This window comes from Yoonia tamlensis, assembly GCF_900115105.1.
Classification (GTDB): domain Bacteria; phylum Pseudomonadota; class Alphaproteobacteria; order Rhodobacterales; family Rhodobacteraceae; genus Yoonia; species Yoonia tamlensis.
Map to the genome: position 1 here is coordinate 553,616 of NZ_FOYP01000002.1, position 24,286 is coordinate 577,901.

Below are 24,286 nucleotides of genomic sequence, written 5' to 3' on the forward strand. Positions count from 1 at the left end.
AAGATGGCATCATATCAAACACGACAGCGCGATCCGCTTTTGGACAGTGCAACGCAGGCGGCGCTTGAAAAACGCAGCAAGGAACTGGTGGGTCTTGGGCTTGGGCTGGTCGGGCTGGTGATTGCCCTGATCGTGGGCAGCTATTCGCCCGATGATCCCAGCTGGATTTCCGCGACCGATGCGCCTGTGCAAAACCTGTTTGGGCATTTCGGGGCTTCGATTGCGGCGCCGTTGATGATGGTTGTCGGGATGGGTATCTGGGTTGTGCCTGTGTTGTTGATCGCTTGGGGCGCACGGTTTGTGATGCACCGCGGTCAGGAACGTGCGATTGGCCGGATCGTTTTTGCGCCGGTCGCGATTGTCGTGGCCGCTGTCTATGCGGCAACCCTGACGCCGGGTGTGGATTGGCCTGCGAATTTTGGTCTTGGCGGGTTGTTTGGCGATACCGTTTTGGGTGTTATTTTGACAATTGTGCCCTTTGGGCCGGTGTTCGGTGTTAAGTTATTGTCGCTCATCACCGGTCTGGCCTTGGTTGCGCTGATGGCTTTTGCCTTGGGATTCACCCGTCCTGAACTGCGTGTCGCGGGGCGATTTTTGCTCCTTGGCACGGTCATGCTTTATGCGGGGCTGTTGAAACTTCTGGGGCGCGGCGCATCAATGTCAGCCAAAGCGGCACAGGGCATGAACACAAATATACAAGCCTACCGCGCCAGTGTCGCCGAACGCAGGGCGGTTGATTTTGACGCGGATGCGCTGATTGACGATGTCGAAGAAGAACCGGCGCCCGCCCCCGATTTTCGCGCACGTGCGGCGGCTGTTGTCCGTGCGCGGCCTGCGCTGCACGCGGCAGAACCGCCGATGACAGGTACAGCACCCAAGATGCCGCCTGCGCCGCCACTGACGGCAACGCGCAATACGGCCGCAGCAGCACCTGCACAATCCGCACCACAGCAGGGCGGCGCGAGCTTTCTTTCAGGCCTGTTGAAACGCAACGACCCGATGCCCGAACCGGAACTGGTAGAGCCAAGCGCCATCGCACCGATTGCGCCGCTTGCCACGGATTCGGACCGCGTCAGCAGCCGGATTGCCAGCGCGATCAAGGCCCGTGAAGTGCCGCCTTCGCCTACAGGCGTGCGGATCGAGCCTTCTTTGACGGCGGGGCGCGGCCCGCGTCCGTTGGTGTTTAGCGCGCGCCCTGAACCTGCCGTGCTAAAAGCGCCTGTTGCGGCCCCCGATGCGCATGCGCTTTCGCCTGCGCCGATTGCCGATCTGGAACCGATGCCGGATTTTGACGATGAGGACATCCTGAACGATGTGGTCGATGCGGCCCCTTATGTGCCTGCGCCGCATATGCCGGTTTCCGCGCCGCACGTGCCAGTCGCCCCCACGCCAGAACCGCGCGCCGTTGTGCAGCATCCGCCCAAACGTGCGCCGCAGCCATCGCGCCAAGCCAAAGCCGAGGCCCAGCCCGCATTGGCATTCGACGATAAATATGCCGATTACGAACACCCGCCGCTGAACCTGTTGATGAACCCCGTCGACATCCAGCGCCACCACCTGAGCGATGACGCGCTGGAACAGAACGCCCGTATGCTGGAAAGCGTGCTGGATGATTACGGTATCAAAGGCGAAATCACATCGGTACGCCCCGGTCCCGTTGTCACGATGTACGAACTCGAACCTGCACCGGGTCTAAAGGCATCACGTGTCATCGGGCTTGCCGATGATATCGCACGGTCCATGTCGGCGCTGGCCGCACGTGTGTCGACCGTGCCAGGCCGGACCGTGATCGGGATCGAATTGCCCAACGAAAACCGCGAAAAAGTTGTGTTGCGCGAAATCCTTTCGCACCGCGACTTTGGTGATGGCAATCAAAAGCTACCGCTTGCACTGGGCAAGGATATCGGCGGCGAACCAATTGTCGCCAACCTTGCCAAGATGCCCCACCTTTTGATCGCGGGGACCACGGGGTCGGGTAAATCGGTGGCGATCAACACGATGATCCTGTCGCTGCTTTATAAACTTACCCCCGAAGAATGCCGGATGATCATGATTGATCCGAAAATGCTGGAACTGTCTGTCTATGACGGCATCCCGCATTTGCTATCGCCCGTTGTGACCGACCCGAAAAAGGCGGTTGTCGCCCTGAAATGGGTCGTGGGCGAAATGGAAGAACGTTACCGCAAGATGTCCAAAATGGGCGTCCGGAACATCGATGGCTATAATGGCCGCGTCAAAGATGCGCTGTCCCGAGACGAGATGTTCAGCCGCACCGTGCAAACCGGATTTGACGATGAAACCGGCGATCCGATTTTCGAGACCGAAGAAACCAAGCCCGAACTGCTGCCCTATATCGTTGTGATCGTCGACGAGATGGCCGATCTGATGATGGTGGCCGGCAAGGAAATTGAGGCCTGTATCCAGCGGCTTGCGCAGATGGCGCGTGCGTCGGGTATCCACCTGATCATGGCAACACAGCGCCCGTCGGTAGATGTGATCACCGGTACGATCAAGGCGAACTTCCCAACGCGGATTTCATTCCAAGTGACGTCGAAAATCGACAGCCGCACCATCCTTGGTGAAATGGGCGCTGAACAACTGCTGGGCATGGGTGACATGCTATATATGGCGGGGGGATCCAAGATCACCCGCGTCCATGGCCCGTTCGTCAGCGACGAAGAAGTCGAAGAAATCGTGAACCATCTCAAAGGGTTCGGCCCGCCAGAATATATGTCCGGCGTTGTCGAAGGCCCGCCTGACGATCAAGAAAGCAGCATTGATTTGGTGCTTGGGCTAGGTGACGGGTCAGACAGCGAAAACGCGCTTTATGATACGGCCGTGGCGATTGTGATCAAGGACCGCAAATGTTCGACGTCCTACATCCAGCGCAAACTGGCGATCGGCTATAACAAGGCCGCGCGACTGGTCGAGCAGATGGAAGACGAGGGCGTTGTCAGTTCCGCCAACCATGTGGGCAAACGCGAAATTCTGGTGCCTGAACAGCATTAGGTCTGCGGTTCATGCCGGATTAGGTTCGACCGGGCGCGCATGCAAACTGCGCGTCAGAATCTAAACCGCGCTGCGGGCTTAAAACAAAAAACCCCGCCTGATTGCTCAAGCGGGGTTAAATTGGTCACGTCGGGTTGCTTAAAGCAAACCTTCGCGCTGGAGCTTCTTCCGTGCCAGCTTGCGCTGACGGCGGATAGCTTCTGCTTTTTCACGCGCCTTACGGATGGACGGTTTTTCGAAATGTTGCTTAAGCTTCATTTCACGAAAAACGCCTTCACGCTGAAGTTTCTTTTTCAGAGCACGCAACGCCTGATCGACGTTGTTATCACGAACACTAACCTGCATGTGGTTTTCACCACCTCTCTAAGTTGGATTTGCAAAAATTGCAGGAAATGGGCACATAGCAATGACGGGGTAGTTTGTCTAGTACCCGTCACCGCGAGGAGAGCGCAGATGTCACACAACGCCATTGATCCGACCAAAGCCGCGCTGCTGGACGCGATCCTGCCGCATGTTGCCTTTGATGGCTGGTCGCCAAAGGCCTTTCAACTGGCTGTTCAAGAGGTCGGGGCGGATAATCCGGCGGCGGTCTGTCCGCGTGGTGCGGTTGATCTGGCGATTGCGTTTCACAGGCGCGGCGATGCGGCGATGGTCGCGGCGCTGGCGGCGTCAGACCTGTCGGACATGCGGTTTCGCAACAAGGTGGCAACCGCGATTCGCCTGCGTCTGGCGGCGGTGCCGGATAAAGAAGCCGTGCGCCGCGGCACCACGCTGTTTGCGGTGCCGCATATGGCGGCGGATGGCACAAAATTGATCTGGGGCACCGCCGATGCGATCTGGACCGCGCTGGGCGATACATCGCAGGACGCGAACTGGTACAGCAAACGCATGACGCTATCGGCGGTCTATGCATCGGTTGTGCTGTATTGGCTGGGCGACGATAGTCTGGACGGGCAAGCCACCGACGCGTTTATCGACCGCCGGATTGATGATGTGATGCAGTTTGAAAAGGTCAAAGCGCAGGTTAAGGCGAACCCTTTGTTTAAACCGCTGACCGGCCCGCTGGGGCGCATTCTGGCAGGCGTTAAGGCGCCGTCACATGCTGTGCGCGATGACCTGCCTGGAATTTGGAATGATCCGCAATGATGAAAGCTGTTGAAATTTCGGCCGCTGGCGGGCCAGAGGTATTAACCCTGACTGACCGCGAAGTCCCCGTGCCCGCCCATGATCAGGTGCTGATCAAGGTGGCCTATGCCGGTGTGAACCGCCCCGATGCGTTGCAGCGCGCGGGGCTGTATAACCCGCCTGCAAACGCCAGCGATCTTCCGGGGCTTGAGGCATCAGGCACCGTCGCAGCGATTGGCGTGGGCGTGACATCCGTTGCGGTCGGTGATCAGGTTTGCGCGCTTTTGCCGGGGGGCGGTTACGCGGAGTATGTGACCACACCTGCCGCGCATTGTCTGCCTGTGCCGGATGGGCTGTCGCTGGCCCAAGCTGCCTGCTTGCCCGAGACATTCTTTACGGTCTGGTCGAATGTGTTCGTGCGCGGTGGCCTGCAAGCGGGTGAGAGGTTTTTGGTCCATGGTGGCGGATCAGGGATCGGGACAACGGCGATCCAGCTTGGCAAGATTTTTGGCGCGCGCGTGTTCACAACGGCGGGCAGTGACGCAAAATGCGCGGCCTGTGTGGGGTTGGGGGCCGAAGCCGCCTTTAACTATCACGACGTCGATTTTGTTGAAAAAATGCAAGCGCTTGGCGGGGCTGATCTGATCCTTGATATGGTCGGTGGCCCGTATATCCAGCGCAATATCAAATCCTTGGCGGATGACGGAAGGCTCGTGCAAATCGCATTTCTGCAAGGGCCAAAGGTGGATATTAACCTGATGCAGGTGATGATGCGGCGGCTGACGCTGACCGGATCAACCCTGCGCCCGCAATCTGATATGGCCAAGGCGCGGATCGCGGATCAGCTGCGTATGCATGTTTGGCCACGCATCGCAGCGGGTGATATTGCTCCTGTGATGGACCAAGAATTTGCGCTTGCCGATGCCGCCGCGGCCCATGCACGTATGGAAAGCAATGCGCATATTGGGAAGATAGTGCTGCGGGTGGCCTAGCTGTTCCGCGGTGGAAAACCTTTGTAGACAGGTAGGTGCCAGCCAAAGGCAATACTGCCTGCCCGTAGCGCAAATGCGCTGCCCGCGCAGATCAGCAGGGCGATAGGTTGTGCGAGCCCGAAGTAGAGCGCTGCGCTGGCCGCGACCCCGCCGAGCAGGGCGCAGGTCACGTATAGTTCGCCTTGTTTGAGGACCAGCGGGACTTCGTTGCAGACGACATCGCGCATCAGCCCGCCAAAACATCCCGTGATGATCCCCATGATCACAACAATGCTGGGTGGCTTCCCCAACGCGAGCGCCACAGCGACCCCTGCGGGCACGGCGACAGCCAGCGCACAGGCATCCAGCCAGACAATCGTGCGATAGCGGCTTTCAAGCAAATGCGCGGTGAAGAAAACCAGCAGTGCAGCCAGACAGGCGACCCCGATATAGGCGGGCTGCGCGACCCAGAACACCAGATCACGGTTGAGGATGATATCGCGCAACGTGCCGCCGCCTACCGCCGTGAGGCTGGCAATGAACACGAACCCGATAAGATCAAGCTGCGCACGGCTGGCGACCAAAGCCCCTGTGAGTGCGAACACAAAGACGGACGCGTAATCAAGGAATGCCAGAATAGTCATGGTTTGAACGGGGCCATGCCCGCGCGCGCCAGTTCATCAGCGCGTTCATTTTCGGGGTGTCCTGCGTGGCCTTTGACCCATTCCCATGTGACGTCATGGCGGGCGCGGGCCGCGTCAAGCCGTTGCCACAGATCAATATTCTTGATTTCGCCGCCTTTTTTCTTCCAACCTTTGGATTTCCAGCCGTAAATCCATTTGGTGATCCCGTCCTTGACGTAGGAGCTGTCGGTGACCAGCGTGAGTTTGGAGGCGGTTTTCAGGGTTTCCAGCGCGTTGATCGCGGCAAGAAGTTCCATCCGGTTGTTGGTGGTGTGGGCTTCGCCACCTTTGAGGTCACGTTCCTTCACAACTGTATCGCCGTCGCGCGCGATCAGCACGACCCCCCAGCCGCCCGGCCCGGGATTTCCGGAGCAAGCCCCGTCGGTATAAGCAAATAATTCAGGCATCAGTTTTTCCGCGCGCGCATGATCACAAACGGATCGTTAGTGCCGGCCATGCCGACCTCTTGGCCCGTTTCGGTGGCAATCACATCAAAACCCGCGTCGGTCAACAGCCCGCGCAGCCCGTCGACCGTGACATAGGTATAAAGCCGGTCGATATGGTCGCGTTTTGCGCCGGTGCCGACCTTCATCCCGATGTGGAAAATGCCGCCATTGCGCAGAGCGGTTGCGATGGCGTGGATATGGCGCGGCAGATCGGCGGGCGCTGCGTGCAGCAGCGCAAAATTCGCCCAGACGCCGTCATAGGCGGCAATGGCATTCAGATCGTCAAATGTCATCAGCCGCGCGCCAATGTCATGGGCCTGATTGGCCAGATCAATCATCCCTTGCGAGGCATCCACCGGATCGGGCCGAAAGCCGGCCGCGCGCATATGCACCGATGCTCGCGCTGGCCCGCAGCCAAGGTCAAGCACCTGCGCCCTTGCGGGCAAAAGCGCCATAAACGCGCGCAGGCTGTCGCTGGCTTCGCCCGTTTGGAACAGGTTGTCATAGCGTTCGGCGGCGCTGTCATAAAAGGCAATGGTTTTGGGGTCGGGTTTCATCGTTCAAACGCCAGCTTGGCGCCAAGCAGCGCAAAAACTGCGGCGAAAGACCGGTTCAGCCAGCGCATAATTGCCGCGTTTTGCAGCACCTTGTCCCGCGCCAATGCAGCAAAGACGCCGTAGAAAACAAAGGTGGCAAAGGTGATTGCCATAAACACACTGCCCAGCAGGATCATTTCGCCCGTCACCTTGCTTGCGTTACCCGATAGGAACGGTGGCATGAGCGCCAGAAAGAAGATCGACAGTTTCGGGTTGAGGATGTTGATCAGCGCGCCGCGCCGGATGATTGCAATTGCGGGTTGGGTGGGGGCATCGCCACGCATCGCAAGCAGCCCGTCAGATTTGAGCGCCTGCCATGCAAGATAAGCCAGATAGGCAACGCCTGCATATTTCACGCATTGATAAAGCAGCGCGCTGGTATGCAGCACCGCCGCCAGCCCAAGCGTGGCCGCCAGCAGATGTGGCACCACCCCGAGCGTGCAGCCGAACGCGGCGGCAATCGCAGGGCTGCGCCCCTGCCCAAGCGCGATGGCCAGCGTGTAGATCACGCCGGTGCCAGGGATGATGCAGACGATCAGCGCGGTAATGAGAAAGGGAATACTGATCATCAGGCGGGTTCGCGCAACACGCGCGGCACTTTGAATTCGATGTTTTCTTGGGCGGTTTCAACCAGTTCGACGGTCACGTCATAGCGGTCGCGGAAGGCGTCGATGATTTCGTTGATCAACACCTCGGGGGCGGATGCCCCTGCGGTGATCCCGACCGATTTGATCCCGTCTAGTGCGCGCCAGTCGATATCGGGCGCGCGCTGCACCAGTTGTGCATAGGCGCAGCCCGCGCGCGCGCCGACCTCGACCAATCGTTTGGAGTTTGACGAATTGGGCGCCCCCACAACCAATATCGCGTCGCATTTGGGGGCTATCGCCTTAACCGCTTCCTGTCGGTTTGTGGTGGCGTAGCAGATGTCTTCTTTGTGGGGGCCGACGATTTTGGGAAAGCGCGCATTCAACGCGGCGACAATATCAATCGTGTCGTCAACCGACAGGGTGGTTTGGGTAACAAAGGCAAGGTGATCAGGGTCGCGCACCTGCACGGTTGCCACATCTGCGACGGTTTCGACCAAGAGCACTTCGCCTTCGGGCAATTGCCCCATGGTTCCGACGGTTTCGGGGTGGCCTTCGTGGCCGATCATGATCATCTGCAGCCCGTTGTCGGCGTGGCGCTGTGCCTCGATATGGACCTTGGATACGAGTGGGCAGGTGGCATCAACATAGATCATTTCACGCTTGGCGGCGGCGGCGGGAACGGCCTTTGGCACGCCATGCGCGGAAAAGATCACGGGGCGGTCATCGGGGCATTCGTCAAGTTCCTCGACAAATACCGCGCCAAGATCGCGCAGGCTGTCGACGACAAATTTATTGTGCACGATCTCGTGGCGCACATAGACAGGCGCGCCCCATTTTTCGATCGCCATTTCCACGATCTTGATCGCGCGGTCCACGCCTGCGCAAAATCCGCGCGGGGCGGCAAGGTATAATGTCAAAGGAGATTTGGTCATCTGGGTCCTCGGGCTGTTGCCCCAGAGGTAAGACCAATGCGCCGCCACGTCCAGTAGAGGAGGCCAGACAGTTTCCTGTCTGGCGCATGATTTATTCGTGATCGTCGGCGACTTCGCCAACAAATTCGGGGCGCGGCTCACGTGTGGGGCGTCCCACCACATCACGTAGTTCATCCAATTCGATGAAGTTATCTGCCTGGCGGCGCAATTCATCTGCAATCATTGGCGGCTGGCTGCGGATTGTTGAAACCACGGACACGCGCACGCCTTGGCGTTGCAGGCTTTCGACCAGCGGGCGGAAATCGCCGTCGCCCGAGAAAATAACAACGTGATCGACATGCGGCGCCAGTTCCATCGCGTCGACGGCCAGTTCGATATCCATGTTGCCCTTGACCTTACGGCGACCCATGCTGTCGGTGTATTCCTTGGCGGGTTTGGTCACCATGGTAAAGCCGTTGTAGTTTAGCCAGTCAACCAGAGGGCGAATGGGCGAATATTCGTCGTTTTCCAGCAGGGCGGTATAATAGAACGCGCGCAGCATTTTGCCACGGCGCATGAATTCCTGCCGCAAAAGTTTGTAATCGATATCAAAGCCAAGCGATTTAGCGGCCGCGTAAAGATTTGATCCGTCAATAAAAAGAGCAAGACGCTCGTCCCGATAAAACATCTAATTTCCTTTCAAAAAATATACGTATTGCCAGCTATGTGTGAGTGGTGCGTGTTGCGCTGGAACCCTGCTATAGTAGTGTCTCCGGAACCTCTGGCAAGTGGCGAGAATGATGCAAAACTTAACAATGGCGCTTATCGCCTTTGGTAGTAACGATAATTCAGTTTTTGGTGACCAAAGGGAAACTGTACTAAAGTCTATGAAATTGGTGGCTGCGCTTTCGCAAGAGCCACCGCGCCAAAGCCGATTGTTCAAAACTCCGGCATTTCCGGCGGGTGCAGGCCCCGATTTTGTAAATGCCGCGATGCGGATTACCACCAATGCTGCGCCCGCGGCGATTCTGGCGCGGCTGCATGCCATTGAAACGCAGGCCAAGCGCACGCGGGACGTGCGTTGGGGGCCGCGCACATTGGATCTTGATCTGATTGCCGTTGGCGATGCGGTCCTGCCGGACGCGCGGGTGCATGAAAGATGGCGCAACCTGTCCTTGGCACAGCAGCAAACCGACACGCCCGACCAGTTGATTCTGCCGCATCCGCGGGTGCAGGATCGCGGTTTTGTCTTGGTGCCTTTATGTGATGTTGCGCCCGATTGGGTGCATCCGGTTTTGCAAAAAACCGCGGCGCAATTGCGTGATGCCTTACCTGCCAATGGATTAGCGGATGTTGTGCCGCTTGAAACGCCGCAATAATTATCCCCACGATACGGGCCGCACCCCTTGTCAATCGATTTGTTTCGCAATACACAGCGCTCTTGCTATGTTCCCTTGTCCGAATGGAGTACGCCAATGGCCCGCGTCACCGTAGAAGATTGCGTCGATAAAGTACCGAACCGTTTTGATCTTGTGATGCTTGCGGCCCATCGTGCCCGTGAAATCGCCGCAGGTGCGCCGATTACTGTCGCCCGTGACAACGATAAGAACCCCGTTGTGTCGCTGCGTGAAATCGCAGAAGAAACACAGCAGGCCGATGATCTGCGTGAACGCATGATCGAGGCAAACCAGACACAAATCGAAGTCGACGAGCCGGAAGAGGACAGCATGTCCTTGCTGATGGGCGCAGAGGCTGACAAACCTGTCGAGGACGATATGTCCGAAGAAAAACTGCTGCGTGCGCTGATGGAAGCGCAAGGGCAGCGCTAAGAGGCCTTTACCGGCCTGCAAAGATAGGTGCAGGACCAGATGACGACTGCGAACGAACTGATCGATCTGGTCCACACTTATAACCCCAATTCGAATTCGGAACTTTTGCGCGCGGCCTATGCATTTGGCGAGGCCATGCACGAGGGCCAATATCGCCATTCGGGCGAACCCTATTTCACCCATCCTGTTGCTGTCGCCTGCATTCTGGCCGAACAGCAGATGGATGATGCCACGCTGATCACCGCCCTGCTGCACGACACAATCGAGGACACCAAAGCGTCCTTTGTCGAGGTCGAAAAGCGGTTTGGTCGTGAAATCGCGGATCTGGTGGATGGCGTTACCAAGCTGACCAATCTCCAGCTTTCTTCGACCCAGACCAAACAGGCTGAAAACTTTCGCAAGCTGTTCATGGCGACCTCGCGGGATTTGCGGGTGACTTTGGTCAAGCTGGCGGACCGTTTGCACAATATGCGCACGATCAAGGCCATGCGCGACGAAAAGCAGGCGCAAAAGGCCCGCGAAACCATGGATATCTATGCGCCGCTTGCGGGCCGCATGGGGATGCAATGGATGCGCGAAGAGCTTGAGGATCTGTCGTTTCGCGTCCTGAACCCTGATGCGCGCAGTTCCATCATCCGCCGTTTTATCACCTTGCAACGCGAGGCGGGTGATGTCGTCCAGAAAATTACCGCCGATATGCGGGTCGAACTGGAAAAAGTGAATATCGTTGCCGAAGTATCAGGTCGCGCCAAGAAACCCTATTCGGTCTGGCGCAAGATGCAGGAAAAAGAGAAAAGCTTTAGCCGGCTTTCGGATATTTACGGGTTCCGTATCATCGTTGCGACCGAGGCTGACTGCTACCGCGTTTTGGGCGCGATCCATCAGCGTTGGCGCGCGGTTCCGGGCCGGTTCAAAGACTATATCAGCCAGCCCAAAACCAACGGTTACCGGTCCATCCATACGACAGTTTCGGGTCGTGACGGCAAACAGGTCGAAGTCCAGATTCGCACCCGCGAAATGCACGAGGTCGCTGAAACGGGTGTCGCGGCGCATTGGTCCTATAAGAACGGTGAACGCGTCGAAAACCGCTTTGCGGTTGATCCGGTGCGCTGGATTGCGTCGCTGACCGAACGGTTGGACGATGATCAGGACCACGATGAATTTCTCGAGGCGGTCAAGCTCGAGATGTATACCGATCAGGTGTTTTGTTTCACCCCCAAGGGCGATGTGATCAAGCTGCCGCGCGGCGCGACCCCGATTGATTTCGCCTATGCGATCCACACAAGGATCGGTGCGGCCTGTGTCGGCGCCAAGGTGGACGGCATTCGCGTGCCGCTTTGGACCCGTCTGAAAAACGGCCAGTCGGTTGAGGTCATCACCGCCGAAGGCCAGACACCGCAAGCGACATGGATCGAAATTGCTGTCACCGGCCGCGCGAAAACCGCCATTCGCCGCAGCCTGCGCGAAGAGGACCGCGGGCGGTTTGTCCGACTTGGGCGCGAACTTGCGCGGGTGGCGTTTGAAAACGTCGGCAAGAAAGCGACCGAAAAGGCGCTGACCACCGCTGCTAAGGCGCTTGCGATTGCGGATGCGGATGAATTGCTGGCGCAGCTGGGCAGCGCGGAAATCACCGGCCGCGCGGTTGTGCGCGCGATTTATCCCGCACTTGAAGCCCGCAACGGCGACGAGGTGGATGAAAACCGCGCGGTTGTGGGGCTTGAAGTGGGCCAAGAACAGCAACGCGGCGCTTGTTGCCAGCCTGTGCCAGGTGAACGTATTCTGGGGATTACGTTCCGCGGGCAGGGTGTTGTGGTGCATGCCATCGATTGCGAAGCATTGGCCGATTACGAAGACCAGCCCGAACGCTGGGTTGATCTGCACTGGCACGAAGGCACGCATGCCCCCGTCAATACGGTCACGTTTGATGTGGCGATCACCAATGATTCCGGCGTGTTGGGCCGTATTTGCACGTTGATCGGTGAGCAGAACGCAAATATTTCCGACCTGAAATTCATCGACCGGAAACCTGATTACTTCAGGCTGCTGATTGATGTCGATCTGCGCGATACAGAACATCTGCACCGCGTCATGACCGCGCTCGAGGCGGAAAGCAACGTATCGTCGATTGTCCGGCATCGCGATCCGGCGCTTGCAAATGTGCGGCGCAGCTAAGGCGCCAGTAAAGGAAGAAACGGTTTGGTCTTTAAGCGCAGGGATAGGCGACCGGTCTGGCAGATCGTGCTGGATTTCGTCTATCCGCGTGGCGGTTGGGGGCGGGCGTTCGAATATGTCAAACACCGCGTGCGCCGCCTGCCTGATACGCCTGAAAAGATCTCGCGCGGGATTGCGGCGGGCGTGTTTGCCGCCTTTACCCCGTTCTACGGCATTCACTTTGTGATTGCGGCCCTGCTGGCGCGGATGATGCGCGGGAATATTCTGGCCGCACTTTTGGGGACGTTTTTTGGCAATCCGCTGACCTATATCCCGATCGGGGTTTCGGCCCTGACAATGGGTCATTGGCTGTTGGGGCGTCCGTTTAACGCGGCCCTGTTCGGTTTTGGCCACCGCGACCCCGAATTTTGCGGGCTTGGCTGCCGTTTTGGCAGCGCGTTTTCGGATATTTCGCATAATTTCATGGCGATGTTCACCAGCGCGCGCGCCGATTGGCACGGGCTGGCCGAATTCTATCACGAGGTTTTCCTGCCCTATCTGGTTGGCGGCATCATGCCGGGCATTATTTGTGGTGCGGGCGCATACTATATCTGCGTGCCTTTGATCTCGGCCTATCAAAAGCGCCGCCGCAAGGCCTTGCGCAATAAGCTGAGCCAGCTACGCAAAAAGGCGGAAAATACGGGTGACGACAGCCACGGATAACCCTAATGTCCCACAAAAAGGGGGTCGTGATGGCTGTAAACAAACTGCGTCTTGGCGTGAATATTGATCATGTGGCAACTGTGCGCAACGCGCGTGGCGGCGATGTGCCTAACCCCGTGCGCGCGGCCTTGATCGCCCAAGAGGCGGGCGCCGATGGCATCACTGCCCATCTGCGCGAGGACCGTCGCCATATTATCGATAGTGATATTGACCGGCTGGTGGATCAGTTGTCTGTCCCGCTGAATTTCGAAATGGCCGCGACAGATGAAATGCAGGCGATTGCACTGCGTCACAAGCCGCATGCCGTCTGTCTGGTTCCCGAAAAACGTGAAGAAAAGACCACCGAAGGCGGGCTTGAGGTTGCGCAGCAGGACAATAAACTTGCGCATTATATTAAACCCTTTGTGGATGCGGGTTCACGCGTGTCCCTGTTTATTGCGGCTGACAAGCGTCAGGTCGAAGCCGCCGCGCGCATCGGTGCCCCTGTGATCGAATTGCACGCCGGCGCCTATGCCGATGCATGGGCCGAAGGGCGCTGGGACGTGCGCGACAGCGAATTGGCCAAGATCACCGATATGACCGCCTATGCGCATGAACTGGGGCTAGAGGTCCATGTCGGTCACGGGTTGACCTATGACAGCGTGACCCCGATTGCGGCGTTGCCGCAGGTGCGCGAATTGAATATCGGGCATTTTATTATAGGAGAGGCGATTTTTCGCGGGCTTGGTCCGGCGATTGCAGAAATGCGCCGCCTGATGGATGCCGCGCGGCAAGGAGATTAAGATGAATTATATGCGTTATGCAGGTGTTGTGATTGCGTTGACGATCGGCGTTCCGGTCGTGCTTGGCGTTCTTCGTCAGGTGACAGGGATCAACCTATCAAGTTCTGCTGCGATGATCATACCTGCAATCTGTGCCGCGATGATCGAAGGCCAAAAGTTCGCCAGCCGTTTTTTACGCGTGCCGACACGGGCAGAAACGATGTCGTTTGTTGTGGTCGCAACACTTATTGCTGCCAGTTTTCAGGCGTTGTTTACGGCAACTGTGATAACAAATCATCCGCAATATGATCGCCTTTTGCTTACGCCCCCGTCGATGATGCTGATAATTGGCACAGCGGTATTTGTCGTGATTGTGATTGCGATTTGCAATCTGGTGTTTCTGCGGATGAGCTGTAAAAATCAGCTTAAAGCGCTAAATGCGACGGACAAAACGAAATGAAAGTTGACCGCAATTGATCCTTGGTATCGGCACAGACCTTGCGAACATCGACCGCATCCAAGGCACGCTTGACCGGTTCGGCGACCGGTTTCGCAACCGTGTTTTTACCGACATAGAACAGGCCAAGGCCGAACGCCGCAAAGATGTCGCTGGCACCTATGCCAAACGCTGGGCCGCCAAAGAGGCCTGTTCCAAGGCGCTGGGCACCGGATTGGCCATGGGGATTTCGTGGAAAGACATGGCGGTGAGCAATATGCGCAGCGGCCAGCCCACAATGCAGGTCACCGGCTGGGCTAAAGACCGGCTGGATGCGATGACCCCGCCGGGGCATCGGGCGGTTATTCATGTCACTTTGACGGATGATCACCCTTGGGCGCAGGCCTTTGTCGTGATCGAAGCCCTGCCCGCGCCTTGACAGGGCGGGCGTGCCGCCTCATGTAGCCACAAACACCTAAAAGGAATTGGTCATGGCCGAACAAGCCGAAAAATCCGGACCCGTCGCCGCCGTCGTCGAGACGTTTAAAACCGTCTTTTGGGCGCTGATCATCGCAGGGCTTTTTCGCACGATCCTGTTCCAGCCGTTCTGGATCCCGTCAGGGTCAATGAAAGACACGCTTTTGATCGGGGATTTCTTGTTCGTGAACAAGATGGCTTACGGCTATTCCTATGCATCCTGCCCGTCACTGCCGTTCATAAATATCGGTGCTGACAAATTTTGCGGCTTTGCCGAAGATTATGACGACCGCCTGTTCGGCTCCGACCCTGAGCGCGGTGACATTGTTGTATTTCGCCATCCGGTGACGGGGCAAGATTTTGTCAAACGTCTGATCGGGCTGCCCGGTGACCGGATCCAGATGAAAGACGGGTTGCTTTATATCAATGATGTCGCCGTTGTTGTCGAAAACGCCGAGCCGTTTATTGAAACAATGGAGCCCCAAGGCCCACAAGGCGGGATTCCGAGCTGTATCAACGGCGCGGTTGGACCAGGTGCGGATTGCATCAAAGAACGGCAGTTTGAAACGCTGCCCAACGGGGTCCGCCACAGCATCCTGAATACAGGCGACCGCCAGCAAGATGATACCCAGGTCTTTGTTGTGCCCCAAGATGAGTTCTTTTTCATGGGTGACAACCGCGACAATTCAACCGACAGCCGTTTCCCGCAGGCAACCGGTGGCGTCGGGTTTGTCGAACGCAAAGATCTGATCGGGCGCGCGGATCGCGTGATTTTCTCTTCTGCGGGGCGGTCGATGCTGTATTTCTGGACATGGCGCAGTGACCGTTTCCTAAAGGCGCTCGATTGAAGATTTCAGCTGAACTCACCGCGTTTTCAAAACGGCTTGGCTATCAATTTGCCAAGCCGGAGCACCTGCTGCGCGCGGTGACCCATGCGTCGATGATGAGCCCGCACCGCGACGATAACCAGCGGCTTGAATTTCTGGGTGATCGCGTGCTGGGACTTGTGATTGCCGATGCTTTGCTTGCGGCTGATCAATCCGCCCCCGAAGGTCTGCTTGCGCCGCGCTATAACGCGCTCGTGCGCCGCGAAACCTGTGCCGAGGTCGCGCGCCAGATCGATTTGGGTGCCGTGCTGAAACTGGGCCGCTCGGAGATGAAATCAGGCGGGCGTCGCAAAGAAGCCCTGCTGGCCGATGCGATGGAAGCGGTGATTGCGGCGATCTATCAGGATGGCGGTTTTGCCGCGGCACAAGAGGCCGTGTTGCGTCTTTGGGGCGCGCGGGTGCAAAACGTGGCGGTTGACGCGCGCGATGCCAAGACCGCGTTGCAAGAATGGGCGCAGGCGCGTGGCGAAACCCCGCCACAATACGTCGAAGTCGCGCGCACTGGACCTGACCATGCGCCCGTGTTTACAATCGAGGTGCGCCTTGCCTCTGGTCCGTCCGAGCAAGCAACGGCCGGATCAAAGCGCAACGCCGAACAGGCTGCCGCGACCGCCCTTTTGAAGAAAGTGAAATCATGACCGATGCCCCCACCAAAGCGGGATTCGTCGCGCTGATCGGCGAACCGAACGCCGGCAAGTCGACCCTGCTGAACCTGATGGTTGGCGCGAAAGTGTCGATTGTGACCCATAAGGTGCAAACCACCCGCGCCCGCATTCGCGGCGTCGCGATGGAAGGCAATGCGCAGCTGGTTTTTGTCGACACGCCCGGCCTGTTCAAACCGCGCCGCCGGCTTGACCGCGCGATGGTTGCTGCCGCTTGGGGCGGGGCTGCGGATGCGGATGTTGTGGTTTTGTTGATCGAAGCCCACCGCGGCATGACGGATGGCGTTAAGGCCATTCTGGAAACCTTGGCCGAACGTGGCGGCAAGGCCAAGATCGCGCTGGCGATCAACAAGATCGACAAGGTGAAATCCGAAGTGCTGCTGGCGCTGACCAAGGACATGAACGAAGCCTACCCGTTTGCAGAAACATTCATGATTTCCGCCGAACGTGGCCATGGTTGCGATACTTTGCGCAAGTGGCTGGTCGAACAGGTGCCGGAAAGCCCGTTCCTTTACCCCGAGGACCAGATCGCGGACCTGCCCATGCGCATGATCGCCGCCGAGATGACCCGCGAAAAGCTGACCCTGCGCTTGCATCAGGAATTGCCCTATGAGTTGACGGTCGAAACCGAAAACTGGGAAGAACGCCCCGACGGGTCCGCCCGCATCGACCAGCTGATCTATGTGGCGCGCGATGGCCATAAGGGCATTGTTCTGGGCAAAGGCGGCGAAACCGTGAAATCGGTCAGTCAGGCCTCGCGGCTTGAGCTCGAAGAATTTCTTGGCCGCCGCGTGCATCTATTTGTAAAGGTGAAAGTGCGGCCCAACTGGCTCGAGGAATCAGAGCGCTATTCCGAAATGGGTCTGGATTTCAAAGACGGCAATGCGTAGCACGGTGGCCCGATGCGGCTGACGGCGGATATCTGGGTTTCGGCCTATCTGACGCGGCTGCGGCTGCAAGATATTCCTGCATTTGTTGTCGCGCGCGGTGATGGCACCGCGGGGGCTGTGCTGGTGAAGCTCAATACGCTTGATGGCAACGCCTGCTGCTATACCCGCAGTTTCGATCTGATGAGCGGGGACCGCAAATGGGTGGTGCTGACCGACGGAGATGAACCGTCGGTCGATGCCTCTATCGCCAAACAGCGCAGTTTTGATCCGGACCTGTGGGTGATCGAGGTCGAAGACCGTCAGGGCCGGCACTTGCTGGATGAACCGGGGCTTTCATAACTTTGATGCTTCCGGCGGGAGTATTTAGGGCAAGATGATATGCAAAGAGTTCGGGCAGTAACGGGTTGTTAAGCAAGTTTTGACAAACTGGTCTTGCGGTACAGGCTGGAGAGCCGATGGCCGTGCGAGGTGATGTGGCGCAAGCCGTTCACGTGGGGCAAGGTGGTATAGATATCATCTTGCCCTAAATACTCCCGCCGGAGGCGGCGCGGCCTTGCAATTTCATGCTGCGCCCGCTGATATGGCGCCATGATCAGGACATATCTGAAATGATTGAATGGCGCGATGAGGCCCTATTGCTGGCGACCCGCCCCTTTGGTGAGACATCTGTCATTGTCGCGGTTTTTGCAGCCGCGCACGGGCGGTCTGCCGGTGTGGTGCGCGGCGGGACAAGCCGCAAGATCGCCCCGATATTGCAGCCCGGCGCGCAGATTTCCGTCGCTTGGAAGGCACGGCTTGAGAGCCATCTTGGTGCGTTCACGGTGGAACCTGTGCGCAGCCGTGCGGCGGTGGCGATGGGGGATCGTCTGGCGCTTGCGGGGTTGAATGCGGTTTGCGCCCTGCTGGCGCTGGTCTTGCCCGAAGGCGAAGCGCACCCCAAACTTTATGCGCGTAGCGTCGCGCTGCTGGATTTGCTGGGCCAGTCCGATGTCTGGCCGCTTGCCTATCTGCGCTGGGAGCAGGCCCTGCTGGACGAGATGGGGTTCGGGATGGATCTGTCGGCCTGCGCCGTGCGCGGCACCAATGAGGAACTGATCTATGTTTCGCCAAAATCCGGCCGCGCGGTCAGCAGGCAGGCGGCGGGGGAATGGGCCGACCGGTTATTGCCCTTGCCGCCGGTTTTGGCGGGGCAGGGGGATGCGGATAATGCGCAGATCGTCACAGCCCTGCGCACCACGGGCTATTTCCTTGAGCGCCGATTGATCGCGTCATTGGGCGACAGGCAGGTCCCGTCCGCACGCGCGCGCTTGATCGACGCGATCGGGCGCGCCTAATCGAGCAGGCGCCGCGCGATGACTTGCGCCTGAATTTCTGCAGCGCCTTCGAAGATATTCAAAATTCGCGCGTCGCATAGAATCCGGCTGACCTGATATTCGAGCGCAAACCCGTTGCCGCCGTGGATTTGCAGCGCGTTATCCGCGCAGGCCCATGCGATCCGCGCGCCAAGCAATTTCGCCATTCCTGCTTCGAGGTCGCAGCGCCTGTCATTGTCTTTTTCGGCGGCGCTGAAATAGGTCAACTGCCGCGCGATCATGATTTCAACCGCCATCATGGCCAGCTTGCCGGATACCCGCGGAAAATCGATCAGGGACTTGCCGAATTGTTTGCGGTCTTGGGCGTATTGCATGCCTATGTCCATCGCCGATTGTGCCACCCCGATCGCCCGCGCGGCGGTTTGAATGCGCGCGCTTTCAAAGGTTTGCATGAGCTGTTTGAACCCTTTGCCGGTTTCGCCGCCAAGCAGGTTTTCACCCTTAACGGCAAACCCGTCAAAGCCCAGTTCATATTCTTTCATCCCGCGATAGCCGAGAACCTCAATCTCGCCGCCGGTCATGCCGGGTGTCGGGAACGGGTCATCAACTGTGCCAGGGGTTTTTTCGGCCAGAAACATCGACAGCCCGCGGTAGTCGGTTGTGTCGGGGTCGGTGCGGGCCAGCAATGTCATCACATGGGTGCGGGCCGCGTGGGTGATCCATGTCTTGTTGCCGGTGACTTCCCAATCGTCGCCCTTTTTGACCGCGCGGGTGCGCAGGCTGCCCAGATCGGAACCTGTGTTGGGTTCGGTAAACACCGCCGTTGGCAGGATTTCGGCGCTGGCGATGCCAGGCAGCCACTGTTGTTTTTGCTCTTCTGTCCCGCCGCAAAGGATCAATTCGGCTGCGATTTCGGAACGGGTGCCAAGGCTGCCGACACCTATATAGCCGCGCGACAGTTCTTCGGAGACGACGCACATGGATGCTTTGGACAGGCCAAAGCCGCCGTATTCTTCGGGGATGGTCAGGCCGAACACGCCCATTTCGGCCATCTCGTCGATCACTTCGATCGGGATCAATTCATCCTTCAGGTGCCATTCATGTGCGTGCGGCGCGATCTTATCGACGCTGAAGCGCCGGAATTGTTCGCGGATCATTTCCAGTTCATCGTCCAGCCCCGTGGCCCCAACGGTGACATTGGCGGATTGTTCCTGCATGAGATCCACAAGCCGGCTGCGCGCAGCTTGGGTATTGCCTGATTGGGTCAGGGTCATGACGGCGGGCTGCATCAATGCGCGCATGTCGTCCTGGGTCAGGCCGATGTCTTGCAGGCGCAAAATCTCGCCTTGGCTCATCGGGATGCCGCCGTAGATTTGCCACAGGTATTCGCCGAATGCGATCTGGTGGATCAGCTGTTCGACTTCGCCGAACTTGCCGTCTGCATCTAGCCGCATAGCCCAGTTTTGCATCTGGTGCAGGGCTTGGGCATAGGTCGCGAGCCAAGCAAGCCCGTGCGCTGCTGTCTGGTGCTGTTCGATCAGACGCGCGCTGACACGGTCGCCGTCTAGCACCACCGCGCGGACAGCCGCCCGCGCTTGGCCCAGCAGCGTATCAACGGGGTCAAGGGCTGCGGCGCTAAGGTCCAGCAAATCCCCCAAGAGCGGAGATGTGGTTTGGGGCAAGTCCTGACCATCGTGCGGCATCTGTCGAATCCTCTTTGTTTGCAGTTGCAGAGATAAAGTGTTTGCACTTGCAGCGCAATATTAATTCGAAAAGAAGTCTCCAATCGACTGAATATGTCGCGTCAATTTTTGGGATGTGCTGTGGATCGCAAAAGCGTATGCAGGCAAAATGATTGATATTTTTGCCGTCCTTCCGCTTTCACTTTTGCTTTTTGCCTGCGCGATCACCTTTGTCGGTGGCTTTGTCAAAGGTGCTGTCGGCTTTGCGATGCCGCTGATTATGGTGTCGGGCATGGGTATTTTGATCGACCCGCAAACGGTTGTCGCAGGTGTGATATTTCCGATCGTGGTGACCAATGGCATGCAGGTCGCGCGCGCTGGGCTTGGCCCCGCGTGGGACGGGTTTAAGGAACATTGGCGCTATGTCGTGGTCGTTTGTGTGATGATCCTCGTGTCGGCACAATTCTTGCGAAGCATCCCGGCGGATGTGATGTTTTTGGTGCTGGGCGTGCCTGTGGTTGGGCTGTGCACTGTTCAATTGATCGGCTGGCACCCGCGGATTCCGCCGCGTTACCGGCGGGCATTTGAATGGGGGGCAGGGGCTGTTTCGGGTGCGCTTGGCGGATTGGCAGGGACATGGGGCCCGCCGACGGTGCTATATCTGCTAGCGCTGGACACGCCGCGCGCGCGTCAGATGGCGGTGCAGGGTGTGATTTACGGGCTGGGATCGGTCATGCTGTTTCTGGGTCATTTGCGTTCCGGTGTGCTGAATGTGCAGACTTGGCCCCTATCGGCGCTATTACTTGTGCCCGCGATTTTGGGGATGTGGCTGGGGTTCAGGCTGGGGGACCGGTTTGATCAGGAACGGTTCCGCCGCGTGACGCTTTGGGTGCTTGTGCTGGCCGGGGCGAACCTGATCCGGCGCGGGCTGATGGGGTAGGCCGCTACGAAAGCAGGTCGACATAGCCGCAGACCCCAGCGAGTTCGGGCAGTGTTTCGGGGGCAACGACTTCGAAACTGACGGCATAGAGCGGCTTACCATTGCGCAGCGCGGTAAAGCTCCAGGGCCCCGTTTGCAATTCATAGGCGTAATCGAACTGGTAGAATGAAAACGACCCGTCGCCGCCGCCGCCGATCCCTGTTGTGTAGCTTTGCACTGTGGTGCCGTTGTCGCCCATCGGCGGGTGGGTGATGACGATTGTGACGTTGTCGAGCCCTTCGGCACGCCGTGCGCGCGACCGGACCCCGAACCCGACCCCAAAGGCCGCAGGTACGATCTGGCTGTTTGCGACAAATTGCGGCGAATCCCCGATCACATGGGTGATGCCTGCCAGCGTGTTTGGTGCGGGGCTGGTTGATACCGCTTCAGGCGCGCAAAGAATGCCGAATTCGATCGCCGCGATTTCAGAGCTGACCATATCGGGGGCGGCCTGTCCGGCAAAGGGCAGGGTGATTAAACTGAAAATGGCCAGCCAATGTTTCATAGGCTGACCATAGCCGAGCGTGCATCACAACGTAAGGTGGATCTTGATCCACCCTACGCCCTAGCCGATTGCGGCTGATTTCACGTCGTCGTCGATAAACGGCACATATTTTTCAAAGTTGTCGCTGAACATATGCACCAGCTTTGCAGCCTGCACATCATATGCAGCCTTGTCAGCCCATGTGTTGCGCGGGACCAGCAATGCGTTATCAACGCCCGCCACATTCAGCGGCACTTCGAAGCCGAAATTCGGATCCTTGGCAAACGTCCCTTCGGACAGTGACCCGTCAAGCGCCGCCGCGAGCAAGGCACGTGTGGCCTTGATCGGCATCCGCGATCCGGTGCCATAGGCGCCACCGGTCCAGCCGGTGTTCACCAGCCAGCAGGTTGCGCCGTGGCTTGCGATCTTGCTGCGCAAAAGGTTGCCGTAAACTTCGGGGCGGCGTGGCATGAACGGTGCGCCGAAACATGTGCTGAAAGTCGGTTCCGGTTCGGTCACCCCTTGTTCTGTGCCTGCGACCTTGGACGTAAAGCCCGACAGGAAGTGGTACATCGCCTGCGCCGGTGTCAGCCGTGCGATCGGCGGCAATACCCCGAACGCATCGCAGGTCAACATGATGATGTTTTTCGGATGCCCGCCAAGCGCCGTATCCGACGCGTTCGAGATGTAGTTCAGCGGGTAGGCGCAGCGCATGTTCGCAGTCAGGCTGTCGTCTTCGAAATCCAGTTCCAGCGTGTCCGGATCGAACACCATGTTTTCAATGACCGTATGCGGCATCGCACATGTGGCATAGATCTCCGGCTCTGCCTTTGGATCAAGGCCGATTGTCTTGGCATAGCAGCCGCCCTCAAAGTTGAAGGTGCCGCGATCGGACCAGCCGTGTTCATCGTCGCCGATCAGCACCCGTGACGGGTCGGCGGACAGCGTGGTTTTCCCCGTCCCCGACAGGCCAAAGAAAACGGCCGTATCCACCGGGTTTCCGGGGGCATGGTTGGCCGAACAATGCATCGGCATGATGTCTTTTTCGGGCAGCAGGTAGTTGAGCAGCGTGAACACCGATTTCTTGTTTTCGCCCGCGTATTCCGTGCCGCCGATCAGGATCAGCTTTTTGTCAAAGTTCAGAGCGATCACCGTTTCAGAGCGGCAGCCGTGTTTGGCAGGGTCCGCCTTGAAGGTCGGGCAGTTGATGATGGTGAATTCCGGCGTGAATGTTTCCAGTTCAGCCGCCGCAGGACGCCGCAGCAAGTGCCGGATAAACAGCCCGTGCCATGCCAGTTCGGTCACCACGCGCACATCCAGACGGTGTGCGGGGTCCGCGCCGCCAAAGAGGTCCTGCACGTTGTAGGTGCCGCCTTGCATATGTGTCAACATATCCGCGTAAAGCACATCAAACTTATCCGCAGCCATCGGTGGATTGTTGTCCCACCAGATTTTGTCTTCGACAGATGGTGTGCGGACGACAAATTTGTCCTTGGGAGACCGGCCAGTGTGTTTGCCTGTGCTGACCAAGAATGTTCCGCCTTTGCCCGTAACACCTTCGCCCGCGGCAACAGCGGCATCATGTAATTCTTGTTCAGAGCGGTTGTAATACACATAACCCAGCCCTGTGATGCCTTGATCCTCAAGCTTCATCGATGGGTTGACCTTACCTTGGTCCATGGGTTCGCTCCTTAAATGATTTGGCCGGAATGGCCTGCGATAGCGCCTGCTTACCACCAAGGTTTCGGGGCTTGATAGCCCGTCTTGTCATAGTTAGCGCAATCATGTGAATGTTAGCGCAACCAATTTCGTAATTATGTTTCGCAGCCGAATATTGTTAGCGTCGAAACCTGCAAAACAGCATCAATTGCGGCAAAAATGTGGCGCATCTTCAATTGGGGATTGATTCGCCCCTGCAAAAGGATGACAACAAGAAGTCAGAGAATAACCCATTGAGAACGACCACTAAGGAATAAGAAAAATGTCCAGAATTGCTTTGGTCGACGATGATCGAAATATCCTGACATCTGTGTCGATGACGCTCGAGGCCGAGGGGTTCGAGGTCGAAACGCATAACGACGGCCAGTCGGCGCTGGATGCGTTTAACAAACGTATGCCGGATCTGGCGGTTCTGGATATCAAGATGCCGCGTATGGACGGAATGGACCTGCTGCAGCGGTTGCGTCAGAAAACGTCGATGCCGGTGATTTTCCTGACCTCAAAAGACGACGAAATCGACGAGGTTCTGGGCCTGCGTATGGGGGCTGATGACTATGTCAAGAAGCCGTTTTCACAGCGCCTGCTGGTTGAACGTATCCGCGCGCTGTTGCGCCGTCAGGACGCTATTTCCGGTGAAGAGATCGAAGAAACCGAAGAAACCAAGGTCATGGTGCGCGGTGAACTGATCATGGACCCGCTGCGTCACGCGGTGAAATGGAAAGGGCGTGACGTGTCCCTGACCGTGACGGAATTCCTGCTGTTGCAGGCATTGGCCCAGCGGCCCGGTTTTGTGAAAAGCCGTGATCAGCTGATGGATGTTGCCTATGACGATCAGGTTTATGTAGATGACCGGACCATTGACAGCCATATCAAGCGGCTGCGCAAGAAGATGCGCAACACCGACGATGATTTCTCGGCGATTGAGACGCTTTATGGTATCGGGTACCGGTACAACGAAGAGTAGC

General features: G+C 57.9%; 27 protein-coding genes. 17 read left to right on the forward strand and 10 right to left on the reverse strand.

Annotated elements, in window-relative coordinates:
• Positions 1-3 precede the first annotated feature (3 nt).
• A complete protein-coding gene (locus tag BM320_RS14560) occupies positions 4-3,009 on the forward strand; it encodes a DNA translocase FtsK (protein WP_090201467.1) in 3,006 nt (1,001 codons plus the stop codon).
• A gap of 138 nt (positions 3,010-3,147) precedes the next feature.
• Here the strand turns inward: BM320_RS14560 and rpsU are convergent, their stop codons facing one another.
• Positions 3,148-3,354 (reverse strand): 30S ribosomal protein S21, encoded by a 207-nt coding sequence (rpsU, locus tag BM320_RS14565; protein ID WP_090201469.1) that lies wholly within the window; start codon positions 3,352-3,354, stop codon positions 3,148-3,150.
• A 108-nt stretch (positions 3,355-3,462) separates the two neighbouring features.
• Between rpsU and BM320_RS14570 the strand changes: the two genes are divergently transcribed.
• Complete coding sequence (locus BM320_RS14570) at positions 3,463-4,155, forward strand: COQ9 family protein (RefSeq protein WP_090201470.1); 693 nt, start codon at positions 3,463-3,465, stop codon at positions 4,153-4,155.
• Complete coding sequence (locus BM320_RS14575; RefSeq protein ID WP_090201472.1) at positions 4,152-5,126, forward strand: NAD(P)H-quinone oxidoreductase; 975 nt, start codon at positions 4,152-4,154, stop codon at positions 5,124-5,126. Before BM320_RS14570 ends, BM320_RS14575 begins: the two co-directional genes overlap by 4 nt.
• Here BM320_RS14575 and BM320_RS14580 read toward each other — a convergent pair.
• From BM320_RS14580 to BM320_RS14605, 6 genes are all read right to left on the reverse strand, one after another.
• Positions 5,123-5,749, reverse strand: a complete 627-nt coding sequence (locus tag BM320_RS14580) for a trimeric intracellular cation channel family protein (protein WP_090201474.1) — start codon at positions 5,747-5,749, stop codon at positions 5,123-5,125. The genes BM320_RS14575 and BM320_RS14580 overlap by 4 nt on opposite strands.
• Entirely contained in the window at positions 5,746-6,195 is a 450-nt protein-coding gene (gene rnhA / locus BM320_RS14585) for a ribonuclease HI (RefSeq protein ID WP_090201476.1), read from the reverse strand. The genes BM320_RS14580 and rnhA overlap by 4 nt, the downstream gene beginning before the upstream one ends.
• Positions 6,195-6,791: a class I SAM-dependent DNA methyltransferase gene (locus tag BM320_RS14590; RefSeq protein WP_090201477.1), complete on the reverse strand. Its 597-nt coding sequence runs from the start codon at positions 6,789-6,791 to the stop codon at positions 6,195-6,197. The genes rnhA and BM320_RS14590 overlap by 1 nt, the downstream gene beginning before the upstream one ends.
• Positions 6,788-7,399, reverse strand: a complete 612-nt coding sequence (locus BM320_RS14595; protein ID WP_090201479.1) for a LysE family translocator — start codon at positions 7,397-7,399, stop codon at positions 6,788-6,790. Before BM320_RS14595 ends, BM320_RS14590 begins: the two co-directional genes overlap by 4 nt.
• A complete protein-coding gene (ispH, locus tag BM320_RS14600; RefSeq protein WP_090201481.1) occupies positions 7,399-8,349 on the reverse strand; it encodes a 4-hydroxy-3-methylbut-2-enyl diphosphate reductase in 951 nt (316 codons plus the stop codon). The genes BM320_RS14595 and ispH overlap by 1 nt, the downstream gene beginning before the upstream one ends.
• 91 nt (positions 8,350-8,440) lie before the next feature.
• Positions 8,441-9,016 carry a LabA-like NYN domain-containing protein gene (locus BM320_RS14605; protein ID WP_090201483.1) on the reverse strand — a complete coding sequence of 192 codons (576 nt, stop codon included), beginning with the start codon at positions 9,014-9,016 and terminating at the stop codon, positions 8,441-8,443.
• Positions 9,017-9,143: 127 nt separating this feature from the next.
• On the opposite strand from BM320_RS14605, the gene folK reads away from it, so the two are divergent.
• From folK to recO, 12 genes are all read left to right on the forward strand, one after another.
• Positions 9,144-9,707, forward strand: a complete 564-nt coding sequence (folK, locus tag BM320_RS14610; protein ID WP_311135506.1) for a 2-amino-4-hydroxy-6-hydroxymethyldihydropteridine diphosphokinase — start codon at positions 9,144-9,146, stop codon at positions 9,705-9,707.
• 96 nt (positions 9,708-9,803) lie between these two features.
• Entirely contained in the window at positions 9,804-10,157 is a 354-nt protein-coding gene (rpoZ, locus tag BM320_RS14615; protein WP_090201487.1) for a DNA-directed RNA polymerase subunit omega, read from the forward strand.
• Positions 10,158-10,196: 39 nt separating this feature from the next.
• A complete protein-coding gene (locus BM320_RS14620; RefSeq protein WP_090201489.1) occupies positions 10,197-12,329 on the forward strand; it encodes a RelA/SpoT family protein in 2,133 nt (710 codons plus the stop codon).
• A 24-nt stretch (positions 12,330-12,353) separates the two neighbouring features.
• Complete coding sequence (locus BM320_RS14625) at positions 12,354-13,031, forward strand: DUF2062 domain-containing protein (protein WP_090201491.1); 678 nt, start codon at positions 12,354-12,356, stop codon at positions 13,029-13,031.
• 29 nt (positions 13,032-13,060) lie between these two features.
• On the forward strand, positions 13,061-13,813 hold the full coding sequence (locus BM320_RS14630) for a pyridoxine 5'-phosphate synthase (protein WP_207496948.1): 753 nt from the start codon (positions 13,061-13,063) through the stop codon (positions 13,811-13,813).
• A gap of 1 nt (position 13,814) precedes the next feature.
• On the forward strand, positions 13,815-14,252 hold the full coding sequence (locus BM320_RS14635; RefSeq protein ID WP_090201493.1) for an ABZJ_00895 family protein: 438 nt from the start codon (positions 13,815-13,817) through the stop codon (positions 14,250-14,252).
• A 13-nt stretch (positions 14,253-14,265) separates the two neighbouring features.
• A complete protein-coding gene (acpS, locus tag BM320_RS14640; protein WP_090201495.1) occupies positions 14,266-14,667 on the forward strand; it encodes a holo-ACP synthase in 402 nt (133 codons plus the stop codon).
• Between the two features lie 52 nt (positions 14,668-14,719).
• A complete protein-coding gene (gene lepB / locus BM320_RS14645; RefSeq protein WP_090201496.1) occupies positions 14,720-15,553 on the forward strand; it encodes a signal peptidase I in 834 nt (277 codons plus the stop codon).
• A complete protein-coding gene (rnc, locus tag BM320_RS14650; RefSeq protein WP_090201498.1) occupies positions 15,550-16,230 on the forward strand; it encodes a ribonuclease III in 681 nt (226 codons plus the stop codon). The genes lepB and rnc overlap by 4 nt, the downstream gene beginning before the upstream one ends.
• On the forward strand, positions 16,227-17,144 hold the full coding sequence (gene era, locus BM320_RS14655; RefSeq protein ID WP_090201500.1) for a GTPase Era: 918 nt from the start codon (positions 16,227-16,229) through the stop codon (positions 17,142-17,144). Before rnc ends, era begins: the two co-directional genes overlap by 4 nt.
• 12 nt (positions 17,145-17,156) lie before the next feature.
• A complete protein-coding gene (locus BM320_RS14660; RefSeq protein WP_090201502.1) occupies positions 17,157-17,483 on the forward strand; it encodes a DUF1491 family protein in 327 nt (108 codons plus the stop codon).
• Positions 17,484-17,752: 269 nt separating this feature from the next.
• Positions 17,753-18,478, forward strand: a complete 726-nt coding sequence (recO, locus tag BM320_RS14665; RefSeq protein WP_090201593.1) for a DNA repair protein RecO — start codon at positions 17,753-17,755, stop codon at positions 18,476-18,478.
• Here the strand turns inward: recO and BM320_RS14670 are convergent.
• Positions 18,475-20,160 (reverse strand): acyl-CoA dehydrogenase family protein, encoded by a 1,686-nt coding sequence (locus BM320_RS14670; protein WP_090201504.1) that lies wholly within the window; start codon positions 20,158-20,160, stop codon positions 18,475-18,477. The genes recO and BM320_RS14670 overlap by 4 nt on opposite strands.
• Before the next feature lie 148 nt (positions 20,161-20,308).
• Here BM320_RS14670 and BM320_RS14675 point away from each other — a divergent pair, with 148 nt between their 5' ends.
• On the forward strand, positions 20,309-21,079 hold the full coding sequence (locus tag BM320_RS14675; RefSeq protein ID WP_090201505.1) for a sulfite exporter TauE/SafE family protein: 771 nt from the start codon (positions 20,309-20,311) through the stop codon (positions 21,077-21,079).
• 4 nt (positions 21,080-21,083) lie between these two features.
• Here the strand turns inward: BM320_RS14675 and BM320_RS14680 are convergent, their stop codons facing one another.
• Together BM320_RS14680 and BM320_RS14685 are read right to left on the reverse strand one after the other, a co-directional pair.
• A complete protein-coding gene (locus BM320_RS14680; RefSeq protein ID WP_090201506.1) occupies positions 21,084-21,623 on the reverse strand; it encodes a DUF3859 domain-containing protein in 540 nt (179 codons plus the stop codon).
• 60 nt (positions 21,624-21,683) lie between these two features.
• Entirely contained in the window at positions 21,684-23,282 is a 1,599-nt protein-coding gene (locus tag BM320_RS14685) for a phosphoenolpyruvate carboxykinase (RefSeq protein WP_090201507.1), read from the reverse strand.
• 301 nt (positions 23,283-23,583) lie between these two features.
• Between BM320_RS14685 and BM320_RS14690 the strand changes: the two genes are divergently transcribed.
• Positions 23,584-24,285: a response regulator transcription factor gene (locus tag BM320_RS14690; protein ID WP_090201508.1), complete on the forward strand. Its 702-nt coding sequence runs from the start codon at positions 23,584-23,586 to the stop codon at positions 24,283-24,285.
• Position 24,286 lies beyond the last annotated feature (1 nt).